Raw genomic sequence first — 16487 nt, forward strand, 5'->3', positions numbered from 1 at the left:
AAAATCATTACCTGATTACAAACAAACTAGTAAATGTTTGGCTACTTTCAAAGATCATATGGAAAAAAGATTAAATGAGCAGCAAAGAGCTTTCGTTAATACTGAAAAAATAGTGGCAGATAATGAGCAGCCAAGGAGTTTTATGAGTTATGTCTCTCCTCCTAGTAGCCTAAGTGCCATTAATCAGCAAGTTGTTGGTTATTTAAGGTAATATCATGGAAAAACATATATTTAAAATAGAGGATAAAAATCCGCTCTATAAAAAATTGATTAAACTTCCTGCTGAATATTATATATTAAACAAAAATAGTAAGGTTATCCATTCACATATTGGTCCAATTAAAGTAGAGAATATTAATGGTTTAAAGTTAAGGAAGCAGGGAGATAAAATATCTTTATATGAAGGAAACTTACCCCTGCAAGCAGAAAGATCTGATGAAAGTGGAAACTCTATTAAAGAGGATCTTATTGTAGAACAAGAAGCTATAATAAGTACAAATAGAAACTATATTATAGAAAAGCTTGAATCAAAACCTATCTTGATTTCGCTTTACAACATAAAAGATAGTCCTGACTTTGGCCTCAAATTGTCTGGTAGAGATATAACTGGAGTACTCAATTTTATCAATTTTAACGATGAAAATGACCCAGTACTANATGAAAAAGGTGAAGCAAGGGGAAATAAACCACTTAAGGATTTTGTTCTTGAAGAACACAAAAGAGAAGAGTTAATTGGCATTTGCAAGTTAATAAACGAGAATATTAGTAAAATGTCCTTAGAAAAACCAGGTGATTCAGAAGAAAAAAGAAAAGTAGAAAGAGTAGGATGCATTTTTTACGGTCCACCAGGAACTGGTAAGAGTACAATTGTTGAGGCGATTGCGGATAAATTTAAATCTCTAACTACATTTATAAAAGTTCCTGGATCTGATTTACTTAGAAAATCAAGTATAAATGAGGTTTTTAATAAAGCAGAAAAAAACGCCCCTTGTATAGTTCTTATAGATGAAGTTGACAGCATCGGTACAAAGCGCACTGATGATAATCAAGTATCTTTAAATTATTTTTTCACTAGGTTAGATGAAGCTAGGAGAGATGTGATAGTGCTTGCTACAACTAATGTCTGTGTGGGAAATTTAGACACAGCACTTACTAGAGGAGGTAGATTGAGCAAAAAAATTGAATTCCATGAACTAAAAGGAGACACGCTTAGGAAAGTACTGGAAACGGGTCTAAAGAAAAAATTGAAAGGTACAGGATTTGATTCATATATTAAAAACATTTTAGAAGATACTGCTAATATTACTTTTTCAGCAGCAAACTTGAATAATTTTATAAACTATGCAGTTGAACAGGTAAAAAGTAGTAAAAAGCCTAATGTTCATACTATGATCAAAAATTTTTGTGATAATTGTGGTATTCCATCTAAAAAGCCAACTAATACAAAACATAAATTGAAAGTTGCAACAGACGTACAAAATCAGGAGAATGATAGTGGTTATTCAAGTGGTACAAATACTCCAAGTCTTTTGAAAGGACAATCTTTAATTGCCCCTGTTATTATTAACAAGTTGGAAGAATGCAGAAAATCACTTGGTCTGGTAGACAAGAATTAGCTGGCAGAAGAATTGAGGTAGTCATATCAAGTTTGAATGGTAATAGAAAAAGAGTACTTTTTGTTTATAACTTGATGTTTAAGCAAACTTATCTATTTGCCTTTTTGGTTTGAGTTTGTTTTGTGATAAATTTGGCCATTTTATACTAGTACTAATATAAAAATATCTATTACGTTAAAGGTTTATGTAAACATCTGAACTTACTACAGAAACTCAAACATTGCAAAATAGTAAAAATATTATGTTGAAATTAGCTTGACCAATATTATATATTGTACATAATATGTCATCTATCTAGGCTAGTAGGAGGTGTGGTATGATTGTTAATGAATGTATTACTGGGCAAGATAAAAAAGCATATGAGCAAAAGCTAGGAGAAGATTTAAGTACTGACAAAATATTAGATGAAGAGTATCAATTGATAAAAAAACATCTTTTTTCATCGCTTAATTCTCGTCTTTTAATGGATAGTAAACTTTCGTTTGAGGGTATAGTATGTACATGGATTGCTAGTACACCTAATTTAACAGGAAGTCAAAAGGAGTTAAATAGAGAATTACTAAATATTCTTAAAAGTTTAGATCCATGTCATTATGATCAAAAAGAAGATAGACATTGTGAGTACTATATTGAAAAACTTAAAAATTTCCTACAAAGCAATAAGAATAATCAAGACCTCAAAACTATTCTTAACCTTAAAAGAGGAGAATCTGGATTAACAGTATTGCACCTAGTGTCTTCTGTAGGTAAGGTAACTGAAGAATATAATGAAGCTGTAGATCTACTCTTAGAGGCAGGTGCTAATCCTAATATACAGAATGATAAAGGAAGGACTCCCCTACATTATACTGATGTTCTTGCTAGTGCAGCTTCTCTTTTAAAAGGAAAGGCCAATCCTAATATACAAGATCACAGAGGAGAAACACCATTACATCATGCAGCTAGTATTGGTCATGCTGACTATGTTAATTTACTCCTAGAGAAAGAAGCTAATCTTACCATACAGAATGGAAAAGGGGAAACGCCACTACAAGTTGCAATTGATAATCGTTACTATTATATTGAAGAATGCTTTTTCACTAATGATCAAAAGAGTTTGAGTGCAGAATTATACCGTATGCTTGATGAGTGTCTTGGTGCATATGAGGATCATTCATGTTACGTTTCTGACTTCATTAAAAATCTAAAAGAGTTTCTAGGTAAAAACAAGAATAGCGAAGACCTGAAGGTGATTTTTAGTATTCGAGACAGAGATGGTAGTTCGAAAATACTTAATTATGCTCGGTACATTGATAAGGAGGTAGTAGATTTATTTCTATCGGTAGGAGCAGGTATTTTTTGCAAAAAAGAAGATTCTCTCTTAGATTGTCATGGATCTTTTTATAGTGTGGGAGAAAAGTATTGTGTAAAATCAACTTTATGGAATACACCAAATCAGGTAGAGCTGGATAAATCTTTAAGTAAGATATCTGAAGTTCAAGATATGTATAAACTAGAAGAAGTCGTAAATAAAGCTATAAGCTCCGGAGTAAGGATTGCTCTTTCTAATCAGTCTTCTCAAGGTAAAAAAGCATACAATTTTGTAGATCATGTAATAGAAAAAATCAGTAAGTTAGAGAAAAATCCTAAAGTTGCCAGCAACATAATATGTAAGTTGTTATCAAGAGGAGCAGTGTTTAACAGTAAAATTGGTATTGGTGTAATTGATGCACTGGAATCAGAATTTAATGATCATAAAGCTAATATGGTAAAAGCTCATGAAAATTATATTAGTAATGCTCATAAGTTTATTGAATTGGCGAAAAGTACCACCAATGGTGAGTTGCATGATGTAAGAATAGATAACTCTACTCTCTACTTAGAATATTCTGGAGACAGCATAATAGATGTTGCAAAGATTACAGATAGAGCAGGAAATTTAGGATTAACTCAGGGAAGCATAAAATATGAAAGAGATATAATAAGGATTGGTAAAAGTGAAGTAGAAATTAAAACCGAAAATGGAATAAGGTATTACACAGATCTTACAGAAGGCAGCGATATAGTATTAACCTTCTATACTAGTTTGGGAAAGATAGACGTTAGACTGTATCCTGACATACAGGATAAAAGCAAAATTATAGTAAAAGTGAGTAATAGAGAGGAAATATTAGAAAAATTCAAAGATCGAAAAGAAGAATTAGGTAATGATTGCGCACTTGGTAAAGATTGGGTTTATGATGCTATTGAAAATGGGTACTTTGAAAGATCTGGTGGATTAATGCGTCCTGAAGTAATAAGCGAGTCTAACAACAAATGGACAGAACGTGAAGAGTTAAGAAGGACTTCTGATCCTAAGAGAGAAGTTTCTAGGTAGATTAATTTGCTAAAAAAGTTGAAGATTATTATTTAAATATAAGCTACTGTAATTTATAGATTAAGGAATTCATACCAATATCTATGATCTTTTAAGAATACTCTTTTATATTGTTTTTTAGGAAAAATGAGATACAATTATACAGCGAAATACCAGATGGCCACAAGGTGTATTTTCAGGATATGAGACTGTATCAAAGTACGATTGGCTAGACTGCGCTTTTGCAGAATTTTTCTTCAAAGCCACTATTAAAATATGCAGCTAAAATTGGATACATTTTCTACTACTGTTGCATCTAGTATGCTAAAATTTTCATCATCTATATGGTGTAATTATGCCGCTAATCCATAAAATTTCTTCAATTGCTCACTCCACAGCATCAGTATTTCTCTTAAATCAGCTAATTTCAAACCTCTTGGATGTCTCCCATTTACTATATCTTCTTTAATTTTTGGTGCTNCGCTAATCCATAAAATTTCTTCAATTGCTCACTCCACAGCATCAGTATTTCTCTTAAATCAGCTAATTTCAAACCTCTTGGATGTCTCCCATTTACTATATCTTCTTTAATTTTTGGTGCTAAATAATTTAACCTCAAAATTTGTTGTATACGTCTTGTACCTATATTAATTTTGGCACTCATCTCTTTCACACTTGAGTATTTTCCCTCTTCTAGTTGCCGTTTCCACAGATAGGCTCTTACCACTGCTTTCAGTAGTGCATTGTTTGTTTTGCCTTCTGGCTCTACTACTGTGCATTTTTTTCCTTTCTTCTTTATTGGTATAAATATCTCTCCTGATTCAGAACTTACTACTATTCCATCGTCTCTTACCATTACTCCATTTATTAAGTTCTTTACTACTTCCTTCTGTTTTCCGAAGCTTAACTCTTCCCATTCTTCCGCTTTTTCTTGCCAATTTTTGTATAGGTGCTCTGCTCTCTTCATTACTTCTTTTTCTACTTCTCCTGCTATTACATTTCGGTTTTCTGACTCACAACCTTTTCCCCTTAAATGATTGTTGCATACGTAATATCGATACCTTTTATTCTCTTTTTTTGAGTATGTCAGCGTCATATTTGCATTACAGCTCTTGCACTTAATTATTCCCCTAAGCAATGCTTCTTCATATTTTGCTTTTCTATATGGCTGATTCCTTATCAATTCCTGTGCTTTTTGCCATTTTTCTTCTTCTATTATTGCTTCATGCTTTCCTTCATACTCTTTCTCATAATGCCTGATTTTTCCCATATATATTGGATTTGTTATTATTCTTCTCACCGTCGCTTTTTTAAAGATATCAGACCTTATTCGGTATCCTTCTCTGTTTAATTCCCTTGCCAGTTCTGCCATTGATCTCAGCTCCATATACCTCTCAAATATATGTTTTACCGTCTTTGCTTCTTTTTCATTTATTATTAATTCTTTATCTTTTACATCATACCCCAGTGGCAAAGTTCCACCCATCCACAACCCTTGCTCTTTTGATGTTGCTATTTTATTTTTTACCCTCTCTACTATCATTTCTCTTTCTAGTTGTGCTGCTCCTGACAATACCGTTTGTACGAACTTTCCCATTGGCGTATTATTATCAAATATCTGCGTTACTGCTACAAAATTTACTCGGTGCCTTCTAAAAAATGATGTTACTTCGATGCTATCTTTTGTTTCTCTTGATAGTCTGTCTAGTGTGTACACTACTACACAATCTACCTCTCCTTTTTTTACATCTTTAAACAATTCCTTTATTGCTGGTCTTTCTAAATTCTTTCCTGAGAAACCTCCATCATCGTACCTTTTGGCCAATGCTACCCAGCCTTCTTTGCTCTTTATGTACTTTTCACATGCTACTCGCTGCGCATCAAGGCTATTAAACTTTTGCTCTAGACCATCTTCATTTGACTTCCTAGTATATATCGCACATCTTACCTCTTTTAGCATTCTCTCTCCTCAATTTCCACTTTTATCACGCATTCCAAATAATAAAGGTCCGTTGTAACTCATTCCCATTATTTTTCCTGCTACTCCTGACAATGATGTATAAAACTCTTCTTTGTAGATTAAACCCTTATCTGTTACCATTACCGCATGCGTCTCTTCTCCTCTCTCTAGTATCAACTCTGTTCCTGCTACTGGTAATTTGTCACTACTTATTCTTTTTCCCTTCTCTAGCCGCTCTGCCAGATACTCTAGTCTTTTTGTCCCCTTTCTTGACATTTCTCCATATGCTTTTTCCTGCATTCTATAAGCTAATCTCGGTATCAGATATTTCTTTGAATGTTTAGGTGCCTCTTCCCCAAATACCTTCTTCCACGTTTTTCTCAGCTCATCCAAAGGTTTTCTCTCTAAATTCATTACTTTCTTTTCTGTTTCTTCCTCCATATTTTCTATCCTCTCATAAATAACTTTTCAATTCTGTCTGTTTCTTTCTTTAATACCTCGGCTATTTCTTCACTATTTTTTGCATAATCCATTGCTGTCATTCCAAATTTATCTGCTTGCTCTATTTCTCCTCCAGCTTTCACTAGCTCCTCCACTATTTCTTTTTCACCTACCATACATGCAAGGTGCAGCGGCGTGCATTTATTTCCATATTCTTCCGCATTTACATTCCCTCCTGACTTTATCAATTCTCTCACGGTTTCTAGGCGTTTCTCTGTTACTGCTAGATGCAGTGCTGTATATCCTCTTGCATCTGCTGCATTCACATTCACTCCTTTTTCAACTAATAACCTCACTGTTTTTGCGTCTACTGCATAATGCAGAACTGTTCTTTCATTCTCGTCTCTTTCATAAATATTTTCATATGAGTTCTCTAATAATTCTTTTGCTGATTTATTAAATTTGCCAAGCTTTAACATAATCCACCTCACCTTTTCTTTAAATTTAAATCCCTCTTTTAAACCTTCCTTTTCGCTACCTCATCTATCATTTCGTTCACTTGGCTCATTATCTTGCTTGCTAAATTTTTACATTCTTCCTTTATTAACGATTTGTCTCTCTTCCTTATTTCTTCTATCTCTATTATTTTTAACTCTGGTAAATAACTCCCATTCAACATGTCTGCTATTTCTCCCACTATCCTCTCTATTCCATAGCAGGTCAGTTCTCTACTTTTTGTTACTCCACCTTTTTCTCTCAAAAATTTACTTGCCTTTTCACTCTCTTTGCTATCACATAGACGATACTTTTCACTTTCCCAGATGTAATACATTGGCGTTGCGCCGTACTTATTCAGTTGATTAACTTCAGCTCCAGCCTTTACCAGCTCTTTTATTATTTCAACTCCTGCTCCTCCTATTTTGCACGCAGAGTGGAGTGGCGTACATCCACTGACATATTGAGTGGCATTTACTTCTGCTCCTTCCCTTAGCAGCACTTTTACATTTTCTAAGCTTTTCGCAAATACTGCACAGTGTAGTGATGTATAACCATTTTTATCTCTTGCATTTACCTCTGCCCCTTTTTTTATTAATAACCTCACTGTTTTGTAATCAGAGATTTCTACTGCTTGGTGCAAGATCGTCTCTCCTTCTTCATTTCTTTTATTAATGTTTTTAAACCCGTTACTTGATACTTCTTTAAAAAACTTACTAAAAGATTCTCTCTTTTCTTCGCTAAACTTCATACTTACCTCACAAAATTAGCTTTTCTAGCGCCAGACAAATTTCTTATATTTACCTGCTGCTATTCAAGTCATGTCCTTTTTAGCATGAGAAAGCAAGTCTTTTTCTTTTTATTTCATACATTTTTACCTATTATTAATATAATATATGAGTATCTAAATATAAGTACTTAACTTATTAGAGATATTATTCGACTATCTTTCCAACTTCTGTGCAAATGTCGATGTTCATGCCACTTCAGTACTCCCGGGTAAAATACTAAAATGTGCTTTTCTAATTCGTGTATTGAGTCTTTTTGCTCTGAATCTGAGTCATTTTTATAGTAAACGTTGTGTTCTGCTAAAATATATTTTCTGACCTTCTGATCTGTATAATTTTCTACTTTGTAACGATGGATAATGCTGAATCTTTCTAAAATTGGCTTGTGTTTTAAATTCCAATGTTGCTCAGATAGTTTATCGTTTCCCAATACAAATTTATTTCCTTTTTCTTCTACGCTACTTACTGGAAAGCACCCATTTATTTCTCCTAATTTCCAGCTATCTGACAGTACAATCTGTGCTTTGGCAAACTTTATTTCTGGTAATAAGCTCTGTGATAGAGGATATAGTGCTTTTAAGTTGTACCACTGATGACTTCTTTCATAAATGCCTTTGTAATCCTTTGTATGAGCCTCTGTTTCTCCAAGTACTGCTACATCTAATCGATATATGTCATTACTAAATGTTTGTTCATAATGCTCTCTTAAATAGTTGTCTACAATCTCTACTAACGGACCTCTAGAACTGAAAAAATTTATTCTTCCAAACGATAACACTGGCCCATTTTTTTCAACTTTTATACCAGAGTAGTCTGATAACAAACTTCCAAATAAACTTTCATCTAATATAAACCTATCAACGTTGTAATAATCGTTAAAAATCCTCATTAGCCTTGATCTTGCTGGTAGTGATAGTTTTGCAAGTTCTACTACTGCATCTACAAAAAAGTTATTTGGAACATCTCTTATTCCTATTTGCAACTCGAAAAAATGTTTACCAGGTGGTTCTTCGATAATTTTAATATCTTCTATATTTGCCCATTTTAGTGCTATTTTGAGTGATGCTGGTGTTCCTCTCAGTCTTTGAAATTTTACTCCTTCTATTACGGCTTTTCTTCTATCTTTTACCCAACGTAGTATCTCTTCTAAACCATATTCTTCTATTATCCAAGGCAATGTTTCTTCTTTAAGATTAAACTTAAATCCTTTGATACAGCTTGGATCAACCTTATAATCTATTGCATCAACCAGTGCTTGCTCTTGCTTTGTTGCGTTTGGCGGTAATAAATTTTTCATTTGTCTTTTCTTTCAAGTTGCTTTAATTTCCTTTATTTAGGTAGCTTATGAGTAACCAAGAGATCGTTGCAGAAAAATAAAGATGTTCTTAATATCGAAAACACTTTCCATAATAGATGTTAATGTCAGAGGGTTAATTTGACCATATTATCCATACTTTAAAAAACAAGTTACAACTTCTGGAAGAAAATCAATACTTTCTTCTTCCTAACATTGGATCCAGTAAACCACTTATTGCACGCAATCCCCTCACTGGCACAAAACAAAAAAATACGTTTTAAATCCTATCTAACTTGACATGGCCAAGCACTGCACACTCATTCCCCAATACTACAACATCCTCTTTTGGCTCGATTAATTCTACGTTTTCTACACCATCTACAAATAAATTGGCTATTATCCATGATCTTGTAACATTCCATCCCAGCCTTCTATTTGCTTCAAACTTCTCAATAAACTGCTTCTTGATTTCCTCCTTCGATATTACAGGACTTATGCTCATTCTGCTGTGAATATCTATTTCCGTAATATTGCAACCAATTACTGTTATCGTATCTGTTAAAACCCTTATATCATCTCTAGTAACCTGCTTTTTTACAATTTCTAGTAGCTCTTCTGACACCATGCCAGTTGTGGATAATTGTGTTGATAAGATTGAAATTTGTACTTTTCCTGGTATAGGTGATTCTACTAGTGCATCTTTTACTCTACTATCTGCTGACAGTGCATGATATTTATAATATTCCTTACTTCCTCCTGTTGACCAACCTGCTATTTTTGCTTTTACCCTCTTTCTAAATCTTTCATCCTCTTCTTCTTTTTCTCTCTCTACTCCATAAAATTCAGCCAAATTATCAAGATCTTCTCCCCTTGCAAATTTCAGTAAATTACTCTTTACTGCTTCGTTCATCCTTTGTCTGAGCAAAAGTTCTCGCCAGGCTGCTACCTCCAGAATCTTTATCGCTGGATCGGATTCTACTAACGCTGAAAAGGTTTCATCTCTACGGACTAACTCTTCCTTCATTCTTGAAAATATTTCCTCATAGCTTAGTTTTTCAATAATATTAGATGTCTGCATTTCTAAACAACTATTCCACTAATACCTATGAATTTGCCTTCTGAAAGATACATACCTTCAAGTACAAGAGTCATTTTTCCTTCTTTAGCTTCAGCAATCTTTACTTTTTCTAACTTAAATCTCTTCTCAAATTTCCCCAGTGCTTCTGCTGTTGCTGCATAGATTTCCAAAGTTAAATCTCTACTGATTGGTTTATCCACTAATTCAAATAGCCTAGACCCATAATCCCTTCTCATGATTCTACTGTTAATAGGAGTGGTTAATATATCAATTATTGATTGTTTCAGATGTTCTATTCCTTCTAATTCTTTCCCTGTTTTAGCATCCATTCCTCTCATTTTTCGACTACTTTAATTTTTTTTATTTTGAAAACACACTTTGATTTTTACTTACTACTTGAAAACTACAGGACGCCACATCACCTGTTCTCGCTACACCAATACCATTTACAAATACGCTGTTTGATCCTTGTGTTAGTGTCTCTCCCATAGTTAATGTATCACTTCTACGACAGACAGATCTACCATTAATACGCACATCTTTACTCCCGCTTACGCAAACATGAATAGGTACTCCATTACAATTATCACCTGTACAAACTATAGCTCTTCTCATGTCAATTTAAATCTATTCTACTTCCTTTCAGTTTTATTCCACTTTTTGTCATTTCTATACTCGATTCCCCAGCTTTCAGTGTTATTTTATCTACTACTTCAATCTCTAAATGATGTTTATCTTTATCGTATGACAACTTTGTTCCATCTTGAAATGTTAAGCTACTCACCTCTTTTTTATTTTCTGGTGCAGAGTACTTTTGTTGATATATTCCAGGAAGTACTACTCCTAAAGATAATTCTCCCAGCGGGGAAAGTATAACTACTTGCTCATCAATATCTGGAGGAGACCAATCTCTATCTTTTCCTGCTTTGCTCGTTATCCATGGTAAATAATCTGTTAAAAATTCTCCTATTTTAACTCTTACTAACGTTTGCTAGCTTCCTATTCAGCTCTGAAATTGCAAAACTATGGTCTAACATAAACTTCACCTATCTCAATAACATGTGGCATTATGCCAGTTGACCATACTGATTTACCCGCATGCAACTCGTGCACCCAATCCACCATCCATACTAAATATGCATCGAGCTCTGGCCTAAATCCGTCAATTTCTGAAGAGATAAATTCTCCTGGTGAAACATTTTCCACGTTCCAAGTATTTTTATTTACTACCCTTGCTACTTCTGCTGCTAATGATCTGACAATAATAGGTGCATTTTCTATTGTGCTATCAACTACAATTCGTGCTTCAAACCTGGCTTTCAATGCTAATTCTTCAGTACCTGCATCTTTACCTGGTTCTAAACTTACTAGTTCTACAAACACCGCTGGCGCTACTAATTCTTTTCTTATTGCTGGATAAATTTCACATGTCTGTATAGCCGGTATTTCTTCCTTCAGTGTGCTGCAAATTGCTTGATGTAAATCTTTCAAATTCATCCTTTATAGCTCAATTCACGTTCAAAAAATTTTGTAAATACTTCCTCAACCTCATAATTAACAAGATTTCCTATTATCCTTGAAGCCTCAGGTTCTAGTGGCAACTTAATTTCCTTTATTGGCAGGGCTGTTCTTCCTTCACGCTTAAAAATACCGCTATTTCCTTTTGGCATAACTGCTGCAAATCCTCCTATAAACTCATGCTTTCCTACTTTCGATCCTCTTCTTGTTTTTTGTATTTTACCAATTGTCGATGCTCTAATGTCGTAGAGATTTGCTCTAATTAACACTTCTAATCTGCTTGTTTTTGCTTTAAAAATTCTTAATCTCTTTCTTATCAAACTTAATTTTATCTTCTTTTCCTCACTAATTTCTTTTGCTGTCTTCAATTTTAGCCATAGTGCCGTTTTGTTTAACGCTTTTATAGCTGCCAGTTTTATTTTCTGCTCTTTTCTTTCAACATTGGAGATTATTTCATTAATATTGTTACTAGTTTTTATATCAAACACTTTCTATTGCCTCAATTTTTAATATTTTACCTGAAGAATCTTTCAACGGTGGTTCAAAAATCTTGTAGAACCTTTTTTCAATCTTGATATAATCACCTATGCTAAAGGAAGTAACGTCCTGATCACGTATTTCTACAGCAATTTGCTGAGTTAATGCTCCATCTGCACCTAGAGAGTACGTAGTCTCAGGACGTTTTATTAGCACTTTTATTCTACGAATACCCTCCTTATTTCGATTACAATATATGGCTTCCACTCCTAGATGCTTAAAACAATCCTCCAATAATCGCTTAATATTCTCTTGCATATTTCTTTTTGATATACTAACCTTTACATGCTAAGAAAGCGCATACCGGTAGAGTCGTTCTGTGCCTCACCAACTTGTAATTACTCTGCCAGCATGTTATGCTATAGCGACTTTTACTGATCGTTCATATTGATGCTCCTATAAAAAATTTATGATGTTGAGTTTACCATTTTTAAAATCTATTAACATTCTAATAGTTTCTGATTTATCCTCAAATAAATATTTGCAATTAGCTTTACTAGTATCTTTTTGTATTTTAATTTTACCGTTATTAATTCTATCATAAAGCCAATGCCTAGAAACTTTAAGGATTTTTGCAACTTGCGAAATAGTAAGGTAGCCAGGTACTTCGATGGGAAGTGGATGATACTTTTTTTGAGAAATATTATTTTTTAATCGAATCCTTTCTACTGTACTTTTTAAAACAGTGTTCTTCTTGGGAGAGCGATATCCTTGTTTTTCCAGGTACTGAGCAATTTCTATATCTGTTTTGTCATCTTTGCTTAGCTTTACTATAAGTTGTTCCATTTCTGTTGCGTTGGTTAATTCACGAAAAGAATTCACTGAAATAGGAATCTGAAAAGTGGTAGTTTCTCCACCATGCCATACAATACGTATTTGTAAGCAATCACGTTTAATTCGGTGCGCTACTACCTTGTCAATTATGCAACGGAGAAAAGATTTTTGTTGTTGATGTGACAGAACTGGTTTATACCAAATTTCAGGTAATTTCCTACCTATATCTAGAAATACCTCTTTCAGTTCCTCAGATAATTGAGGAGTAGGTTTTTTTGGATGTTGACGTTCAAATATAACCTCCGCATCCTTCAGGTCACTCAATGCTTGTTCCCAACGCTTTTCAAGTTCTGCAGCCACAAGACGATTATCAGGATCAACTTGATTAAATTGTCGTTCTGCCAGCTTAGCTTGATATCTTAAGCGTTCTAATTGTTGCAAACGTACTTTATTAATTGCTTGTTCAGATTGTAACTGTGAATCAATAGCTTTGGTATAAGCATCCAACTCAATTTGACTAAGTGCTTCAAAAAATTTAGGAACTACTTCATTGTCAATAGCATCAGCAGGTAAACTTTGACATATAGGTTCAAGACCATGTTTGTACGAGTGATTACATATATATTGGTTTCCTTTTTTGTACTTCACTATCATTTTGTATCCACATTCTCCACAATAGATTATTCCATGCAATAACAAGGCTCCTTTTCTAGGTATTCCGCGTGTTTTTCCATGCATATATTCTGGATAATTATCTTTTAGCATTGTCTGAATTTTTATAAAACTTTCCCAATCTATATAAGCTGGATATTTATCTTTTAGTCGAGTAGACCAGTGGAACTTCCCCACCAGCCCCTCACAGAACTGTGCATGAACCTCTCGATTCACACAGCTCCCATTATTCAGTACTTTGATTACCATACCAACCTCCAGTGGTAAAAAGTATTCGGATTTTCTGTTCTCATTTTTCCTAGAAGTTTCCTTGCTAGTCTTTTTCCAATCAGATATTTCTTACTTACCCACTTTTCTAGATGCCGCTCTACATTATTAAGAAGTTTATACATCTCCGTTTGGTAAAACCTGCCATAATACTGACACCAGCCTCTGACTATTGGATTTACTTCCTTTGATATTTCCTCCAACTTCTTTCCTGTAAATCTATGTATTTTCCATGACCTTATGGTTTGAGTGATCTTTTTCTTGGCCTTATTGCTAATTGCAGGTAGAAATCCAACAAAATATTCCCCTATTTTGCTCTTTGCTCCTCTAGGTCTAAAGGTATATCCTAGAAAATCAAAGCTTTGTATAGGAAATGTATTCTTCCTGTTGCTATTCTTACAGTACACTATCCGTGTCTTTTCAGGATGCAACTTTAGCTTATACTCAGCCAATCTTTCTTCAATCTTTACTCTCATAAAGTCTGCCTGTCTCTTAGTTTTGCAGTGCAGTATTGCATCATCAACATACCTTTCAAATGGTATTGTGGGGTAGTTTTGCCTCATCCACATATCAAACGCATGATGCATAAATATGTTAGAAATGATTGGGCTTACAGAACCTCCTTGCGGAACTCCCTTATTCCTCACTTCCCTAGTGCCATCTGCTTGTTGAATAGGGGCTTTCATCCACCTCTCAACATACAGTATGACCCATTTGCAGTTTGTATGTTTCTTGATAGCTTGTAAAACTAATTCGTGATCCAGATTGTCGAAAAATCCGGTTATATCAAGATCTATCGTCCAATCGTACCTCCAGCATCTCTTGCGTGCTGTATCTACCGCATCCAGTGCAGATTTATTCGGTCTATAACCATATGAATCCTCGTGGAATTTTGGCTCTACTAGCGGCTCAAGATACATAGAAGCTGCCGTTTGCCCTATCCTGTCGAATACTGAAGGAACACCTAAAATTCTTTGTCCTCCTCCCGTATCCTTCGGTATTGCCACAGCTTTTACTGGCTCTGGAAAATAACTTCCGGATGACATCCGATTCCATAGTTTGTACAGATTATCTTTTAGATTTTCCTCAAACTTTGTTATCGAAACCTCATCTACACCTGCAGCACCTTTATTTTTCGATACTTGTTTATAAGCTCTCCAAATAAGTTGCTTCGGTATATCAAAAGACTTTGTTTTATTCATTAACTCCTCCCTTTCGGTTGATAAATAATTAAAACTAAATAACTCAGCCCCTTCGCTCCATTTCCATTACAGAAACTTCTTCACTACTACGAGCCGATCCGCCCCTGTTTTCCGCATCGGTACTCTCATCCTTAGAGTTTAGCTCCTCGAATTTCTCCCTTATCATCGAAACGACAGGTTCCCGCAGTTCCACACAATAGCCTAAAATAGATTCACGCCACCTCTATGCCGGACGCCACCTATCCAGTAAACAAGTTCCTGATAGGTTTATCCCAAGAGATTCAAGAGCCCATGGTTTTGACGTCGTCTTTGGAATTTCGACACTTCATCAGTGGTTCATTTTCATTCGCCTCTCTATTTTACACATGATGCATAATTGCACCTTTTCCATAACGCTCACTACCATAGCTCTTTACCACAGCAGCTTATGGCTGTTTGAAGCCTATTCTTGCAAACCGACTTCGAGGGGCCCACCCTCATCTATTGTGCAGCTTTGCACTTAGTTTGCTCATTTTTAAGCATTCTTTGTGTCTCTACGGCACACCTTGAAACACCAGATACTTTAATGGGAATACCGGTATATCAATCTGCTGATATGCCACCTACAATGATTGCAGTAGCAGATTTCAAACAAGCTTATAAGATCGTAGATAACAGAGGAATGAGAATACTTAGAGACCCTTATACAAACAAACCTTATGTTAGATTTTTTGTCACTAAGCGTGTCGGTGGGGAGGTTGTCAACACCAGTGCTATTAAATTGTTGAAAATTGCGAGCAAGTACTAAAATTTTTATGAAATAGTTGACATATTATACTTTTTATGTAATAATTAAATTATTATTAATTTAAGGAGTAAAATATGTTAGAAAAAATAAAAAACTTTTTTCAGTCGATTGCAGGAAAAATTTTATCAGGCTGGGACAGCATTAAGAACTTGTGGTCTGGTCAATCGGATAAAAAGATTCTGACGAGAAAAGATGTGGTAATGAAACTAATAAATGGTGAAGCCAATTTTTCTTGTGCTATTGAAGAAGATAAGAGTGAGCGGTTAGTAATCCATATAAGGACCAAGGATATAGCAGAATCTATGGATTATAGAAATATTGGATTCACTGGACCAAAAATCACTTATGAAAATTGCATTGATTCTCAACATAATTTTTGTACCTTTTTAGTAACCTCGGTACAGGAAAAAAAAGCTTCGTCTAACGAGTTAGACGGCATGAAAAGGATATTGGGTTTAAATGGTAGGAATATTGTAACTCTAACTAAGAAACCTGAATTTGCAAGTTCTACATCTAAAGTGCCTGCAAGTGATAGCAAGGTACTAAGCTCAGAAGAACCTAGTAAGTTCATAAATAATCCATCTAAAGAACAACTTATGAAGTCAAAACTTATTATACCAACTTTCTAAAGAGTATCTTTTCTTCACAAAAGAGCACCTCCTTTGGTGCTCTTTTTTTCTTTATAAGTTTTCTCCACAGGGAAAATTGACAAATTAAATT

General features: G+C 34.4%; 17 protein-coding genes and 4 pseudogenes. 6 read left to right on the plus strand and 15 right to left on the minus strand.

The features are described 5' to 3' along the window. The 4 genes and pseudogenes from BVG17_RS08630 to BVG17_RS00010 all read left to right on the plus strand — a co-directional run. A partial coding sequence (locus BVG17_RS08630) for a hypothetical protein (protein ID WP_206663912.1) occupies positions 1–211 on the plus strand: 211 nt, incomplete at its 5' end. A gap of 4 nt (positions 212–215) precedes the next feature. Further along, positions 216–656, plus strand: a pseudogene (locus BVG17_RS09045) (hypothetical protein); the annotation flags it as partial. Positions 657–770: 114 nt separating this feature from the next. Next, on the plus strand, positions 771–1616 hold the full coding sequence (locus BVG17_RS10325) for an ATP-binding protein (protein ID WP_410543281.1): 846 nt from the start codon (positions 771–773) through the stop codon (positions 1614–1616). 316 nt (positions 1617–1932) lie between these two features. After that, on the plus strand, positions 1933–3972 hold the full coding sequence (locus tag BVG17_RS00010) for an ankyrin repeat domain-containing protein (protein WP_063631191.1): 2040 nt from the start codon (positions 1933–1935) through the stop codon (positions 3970–3972). Positions 3973–4432: 460 nt separating this feature from the next. Here BVG17_RS00010 and BVG17_RS00015 read toward each other — a convergent pair. The 15 genes and pseudogenes from BVG17_RS00015 to BVG17_RS09890 all read right to left on the minus strand — a co-directional run. After that, a pseudogene (locus tag BVG17_RS00015) lies at positions 4433–5911 on the minus strand (recombinase family protein); the annotation flags it as partial. A gap of 9 nt (positions 5912–5920) precedes the next feature. After that, a complete protein-coding gene (locus BVG17_RS00020) occupies positions 5921–6352 on the minus strand; it encodes a DUF2924 domain-containing protein (protein ID WP_143688706.1) in 432 nt (143 codons plus the stop codon). Positions 6353–6357: 5 nt separating this feature from the next. Beyond that, a complete protein-coding gene (locus tag BVG17_RS00025; RefSeq protein ID WP_143688707.1) occupies positions 6358–6831 on the minus strand; it encodes an ankyrin repeat domain-containing protein in 474 nt (157 codons plus the stop codon). Between the two features lie 38 nt (positions 6832–6869). Further along, the gene (locus BVG17_RS00030; RefSeq protein WP_143688708.1) at positions 6870–7598 is read right to left on the minus strand and encodes an ankyrin repeat domain-containing protein; all 729 of its coding nucleotides are present in this window, start codon (positions 7596–7598) and stop codon (positions 6870–6872) included. 167 nt (positions 7599–7765) lie between these two features. Next, positions 7766–8932 carry a phage tail protein gene (locus BVG17_RS00035; protein ID WP_143688709.1) on the minus strand — a complete coding sequence of 389 codons (1167 nt, stop codon included), beginning with the start codon at positions 8930–8932 and terminating at the stop codon, positions 7766–7768. 277 nt (positions 8933–9209) lie between these two features. After that, positions 9210–10010 (minus strand): baseplate assembly protein, encoded by an 801-nt coding sequence (locus BVG17_RS00040; RefSeq protein WP_143688710.1) that lies wholly within the window; start codon positions 10008–10010, stop codon positions 9210–9212. 2 nt (positions 10011–10012) lie between these two features. Beyond that, positions 10013–10348, minus strand: coding sequence for a GPW/gp25 family protein (locus BVG17_RS00045; protein ID WP_143688711.1), 336 nt, complete (start codon positions 10346–10348; stop codon positions 10013–10015). Positions 10349–10370: 22 nt separating this feature from the next. Next, the gene (locus BVG17_RS00050) at positions 10371–10625 is read right to left on the minus strand and encodes a PAAR domain-containing protein (protein WP_143688712.1); all 255 of its coding nucleotides are present in this window, start codon (positions 10623–10625) and stop codon (positions 10371–10373) included. Between the two features lies 1 nt (position 10626). Continuing rightward, a pseudogene (locus BVG17_RS00055) lies at positions 10627–11047 on the minus strand (phage baseplate assembly protein V). Then, positions 11034–11507, minus strand: coding sequence for a hypothetical protein (locus BVG17_RS00060; RefSeq protein WP_143688713.1), 474 nt, complete (start codon positions 11505–11507; stop codon positions 11034–11036). Before BVG17_RS00060 ends, BVG17_RS00055 begins: the two are co-directional and overlap by 14 nt. Next, positions 11504–12016 carry a phage tail protein gene (locus tag BVG17_RS00065; protein WP_143688714.1) on the minus strand — a complete coding sequence of 171 codons (513 nt, stop codon included), beginning with the start codon at positions 12014–12016 and terminating at the stop codon, positions 11504–11506. The genes BVG17_RS00060 and BVG17_RS00065 overlap by 4 nt, the downstream gene beginning before the upstream one ends. Next, entirely contained in the window at positions 12009–12323 is a 315-nt protein-coding gene (locus BVG17_RS00070) for a head-tail joining protein (protein WP_143688715.1), read from the minus strand. The genes BVG17_RS00065 and BVG17_RS00070 overlap by 8 nt, the downstream gene beginning before the upstream one ends. A gap of 138 nt (positions 12324–12461) precedes the next feature. Next, entirely contained in the window at positions 12462–13760 is a 1299-nt protein-coding gene (locus tag BVG17_RS00075; RefSeq protein ID WP_143688716.1) for a recombinase zinc beta ribbon domain-containing protein, read from the minus strand. Then, a complete protein-coding gene (gene ltrA / locus BVG17_RS00080; protein ID WP_143688717.1) occupies positions 13754–14980 on the minus strand; it encodes a group II intron reverse transcriptase/maturase in 1227 nt (408 codons plus the stop codon). The genes BVG17_RS00075 and ltrA overlap by 7 nt, the downstream gene beginning before the upstream one ends. Positions 14981–15023: 43 nt before the next feature. Continuing rightward, positions 15024–15146, minus strand: coding sequence for a hypothetical protein (locus BVG17_RS09890; RefSeq protein ID WP_255447004.1), 123 nt, complete (start codon positions 15144–15146; stop codon positions 15024–15026). A 378-nt stretch (positions 15147–15524) separates the two neighbouring features. Between BVG17_RS09890 and BVG17_RS00085 the strand changes: the two are divergent. Both BVG17_RS00085 and BVG17_RS00090 read left to right on the plus strand, forming a co-directional pair. Next, positions 15525–15767, plus strand: a pseudogene (locus BVG17_RS00085) (phage major capsid protein); the annotation flags it as partial. 74 nt (positions 15768–15841) lie between these two features. Then, positions 15842–16396 carry a hypothetical protein gene (locus tag BVG17_RS00090; RefSeq protein ID WP_063630414.1) on the plus strand — a complete coding sequence of 185 codons (555 nt, stop codon included), beginning with the start codon at positions 15842–15844 and terminating at the stop codon, positions 16394–16396. Positions 16397–16487: the final 91 nt, after the last annotated feature.

Origin of the sequence: Wolbachia endosymbiont of Laodelphax striatellus (assembly GCF_007115015.1) — a bacterium.
In the GTDB taxonomy this organism is placed as follows: Bacteria; Pseudomonadota; Alphaproteobacteria; order Rickettsiales; family Anaplasmataceae; genus Wolbachia.

Excerpts from the sequence above, each read along its gene's own strand:
- BVG17_RS10325 (WP_410543281.1), top strand. The coding sequence starts at position 771 with ATGTCCTTAGAAAAACCAGGTGATTCAGAAGAAAAAAGAAAAGTAGAA.
- BVG17_RS00010 (WP_063631191.1), top strand. The coding sequence starts at position 1,933 with ATGATTGTTAATGAATGTATTACTGGGCAAGATAAAAAAGCATATGAG.
- BVG17_RS00020 (WP_143688706.1), bottom strand. The coding sequence starts at position 6,352 with ATGGAGGAAGAAACAGAAAAGAAAGTAATGAATTTAGAGAGAAAACCT.
- BVG17_RS00025 (WP_143688707.1), bottom strand. The coding sequence starts at position 6,831 with ATGTTAAAGCTTGGCAAATTTAATAAATCAGCAAAAGAATTATTAGAG.
- BVG17_RS00030 (WP_143688708.1), bottom strand. The coding sequence starts at position 7,598 with ATGAAGTTTAGCGAAGAAAAGAGAGAATCTTTTAGTAAGTTTTTTAAA.
- BVG17_RS00035 (WP_143688709.1), bottom strand. The coding sequence starts at position 8,932 with ATGAAAAATTTATTACCGCCAAACGCAACAAAGCAAGAGCAAGCACTG.
- BVG17_RS00040 (WP_143688710.1), bottom strand. The coding sequence starts at position 10,010 with ATGCAGACATCTAATATTATTGAAAAACTAAGCTATGAGGAAATATTT.
- BVG17_RS00045 (WP_143688711.1), bottom strand. The coding sequence starts at position 10,348 with ATGAGAGGAATGGATGCTAAAACAGGGAAAGAATTAGAAGGAATAGAA.
- BVG17_RS00050 (WP_143688712.1), bottom strand. The coding sequence starts at position 10,625 with ATGAGAAGAGCTATAGTTTGTACAGGTGATAATTGTAATGGAGTACCT.
- BVG17_RS00060 (WP_143688713.1), bottom strand. The coding sequence starts at position 11,507 with ATGAATTTGAAAGATTTACATCAAGCAATTTGCAGCACACTGAAGGAA.
- BVG17_RS00070 (WP_143688715.1), bottom strand. The coding sequence starts at position 12,323 with ATGCAAGAGAATATTAAGCGATTATTGGAGGATTGTTTTAAGCATCTA.
- BVG17_RS00075 (WP_143688716.1), bottom strand. The coding sequence starts at position 13,760 with ATGGTAATCAAAGTACTGAATAATGGGAGCTGTGTGAATCGAGAGGTT.
- ltrA (WP_143688717.1), bottom strand. The coding sequence starts at position 14,980 with ATGAATAAAACAAAGTCTTTTGATATACCGAAGCAACTTATTTGGAGA.
- BVG17_RS09890 (WP_255447004.1), bottom strand. The coding sequence starts at position 15,146 with ATGATAAGGGAGAAATTCGAGGAGCTAAACTCTAAGGATGAGAGTACC.
- BVG17_RS00090 (WP_063630414.1), top strand. The coding sequence starts at position 15,842 with ATGTTAGAAAAAATAAAAAACTTTTTTCAGTCGATTGCAGGAAAAATT.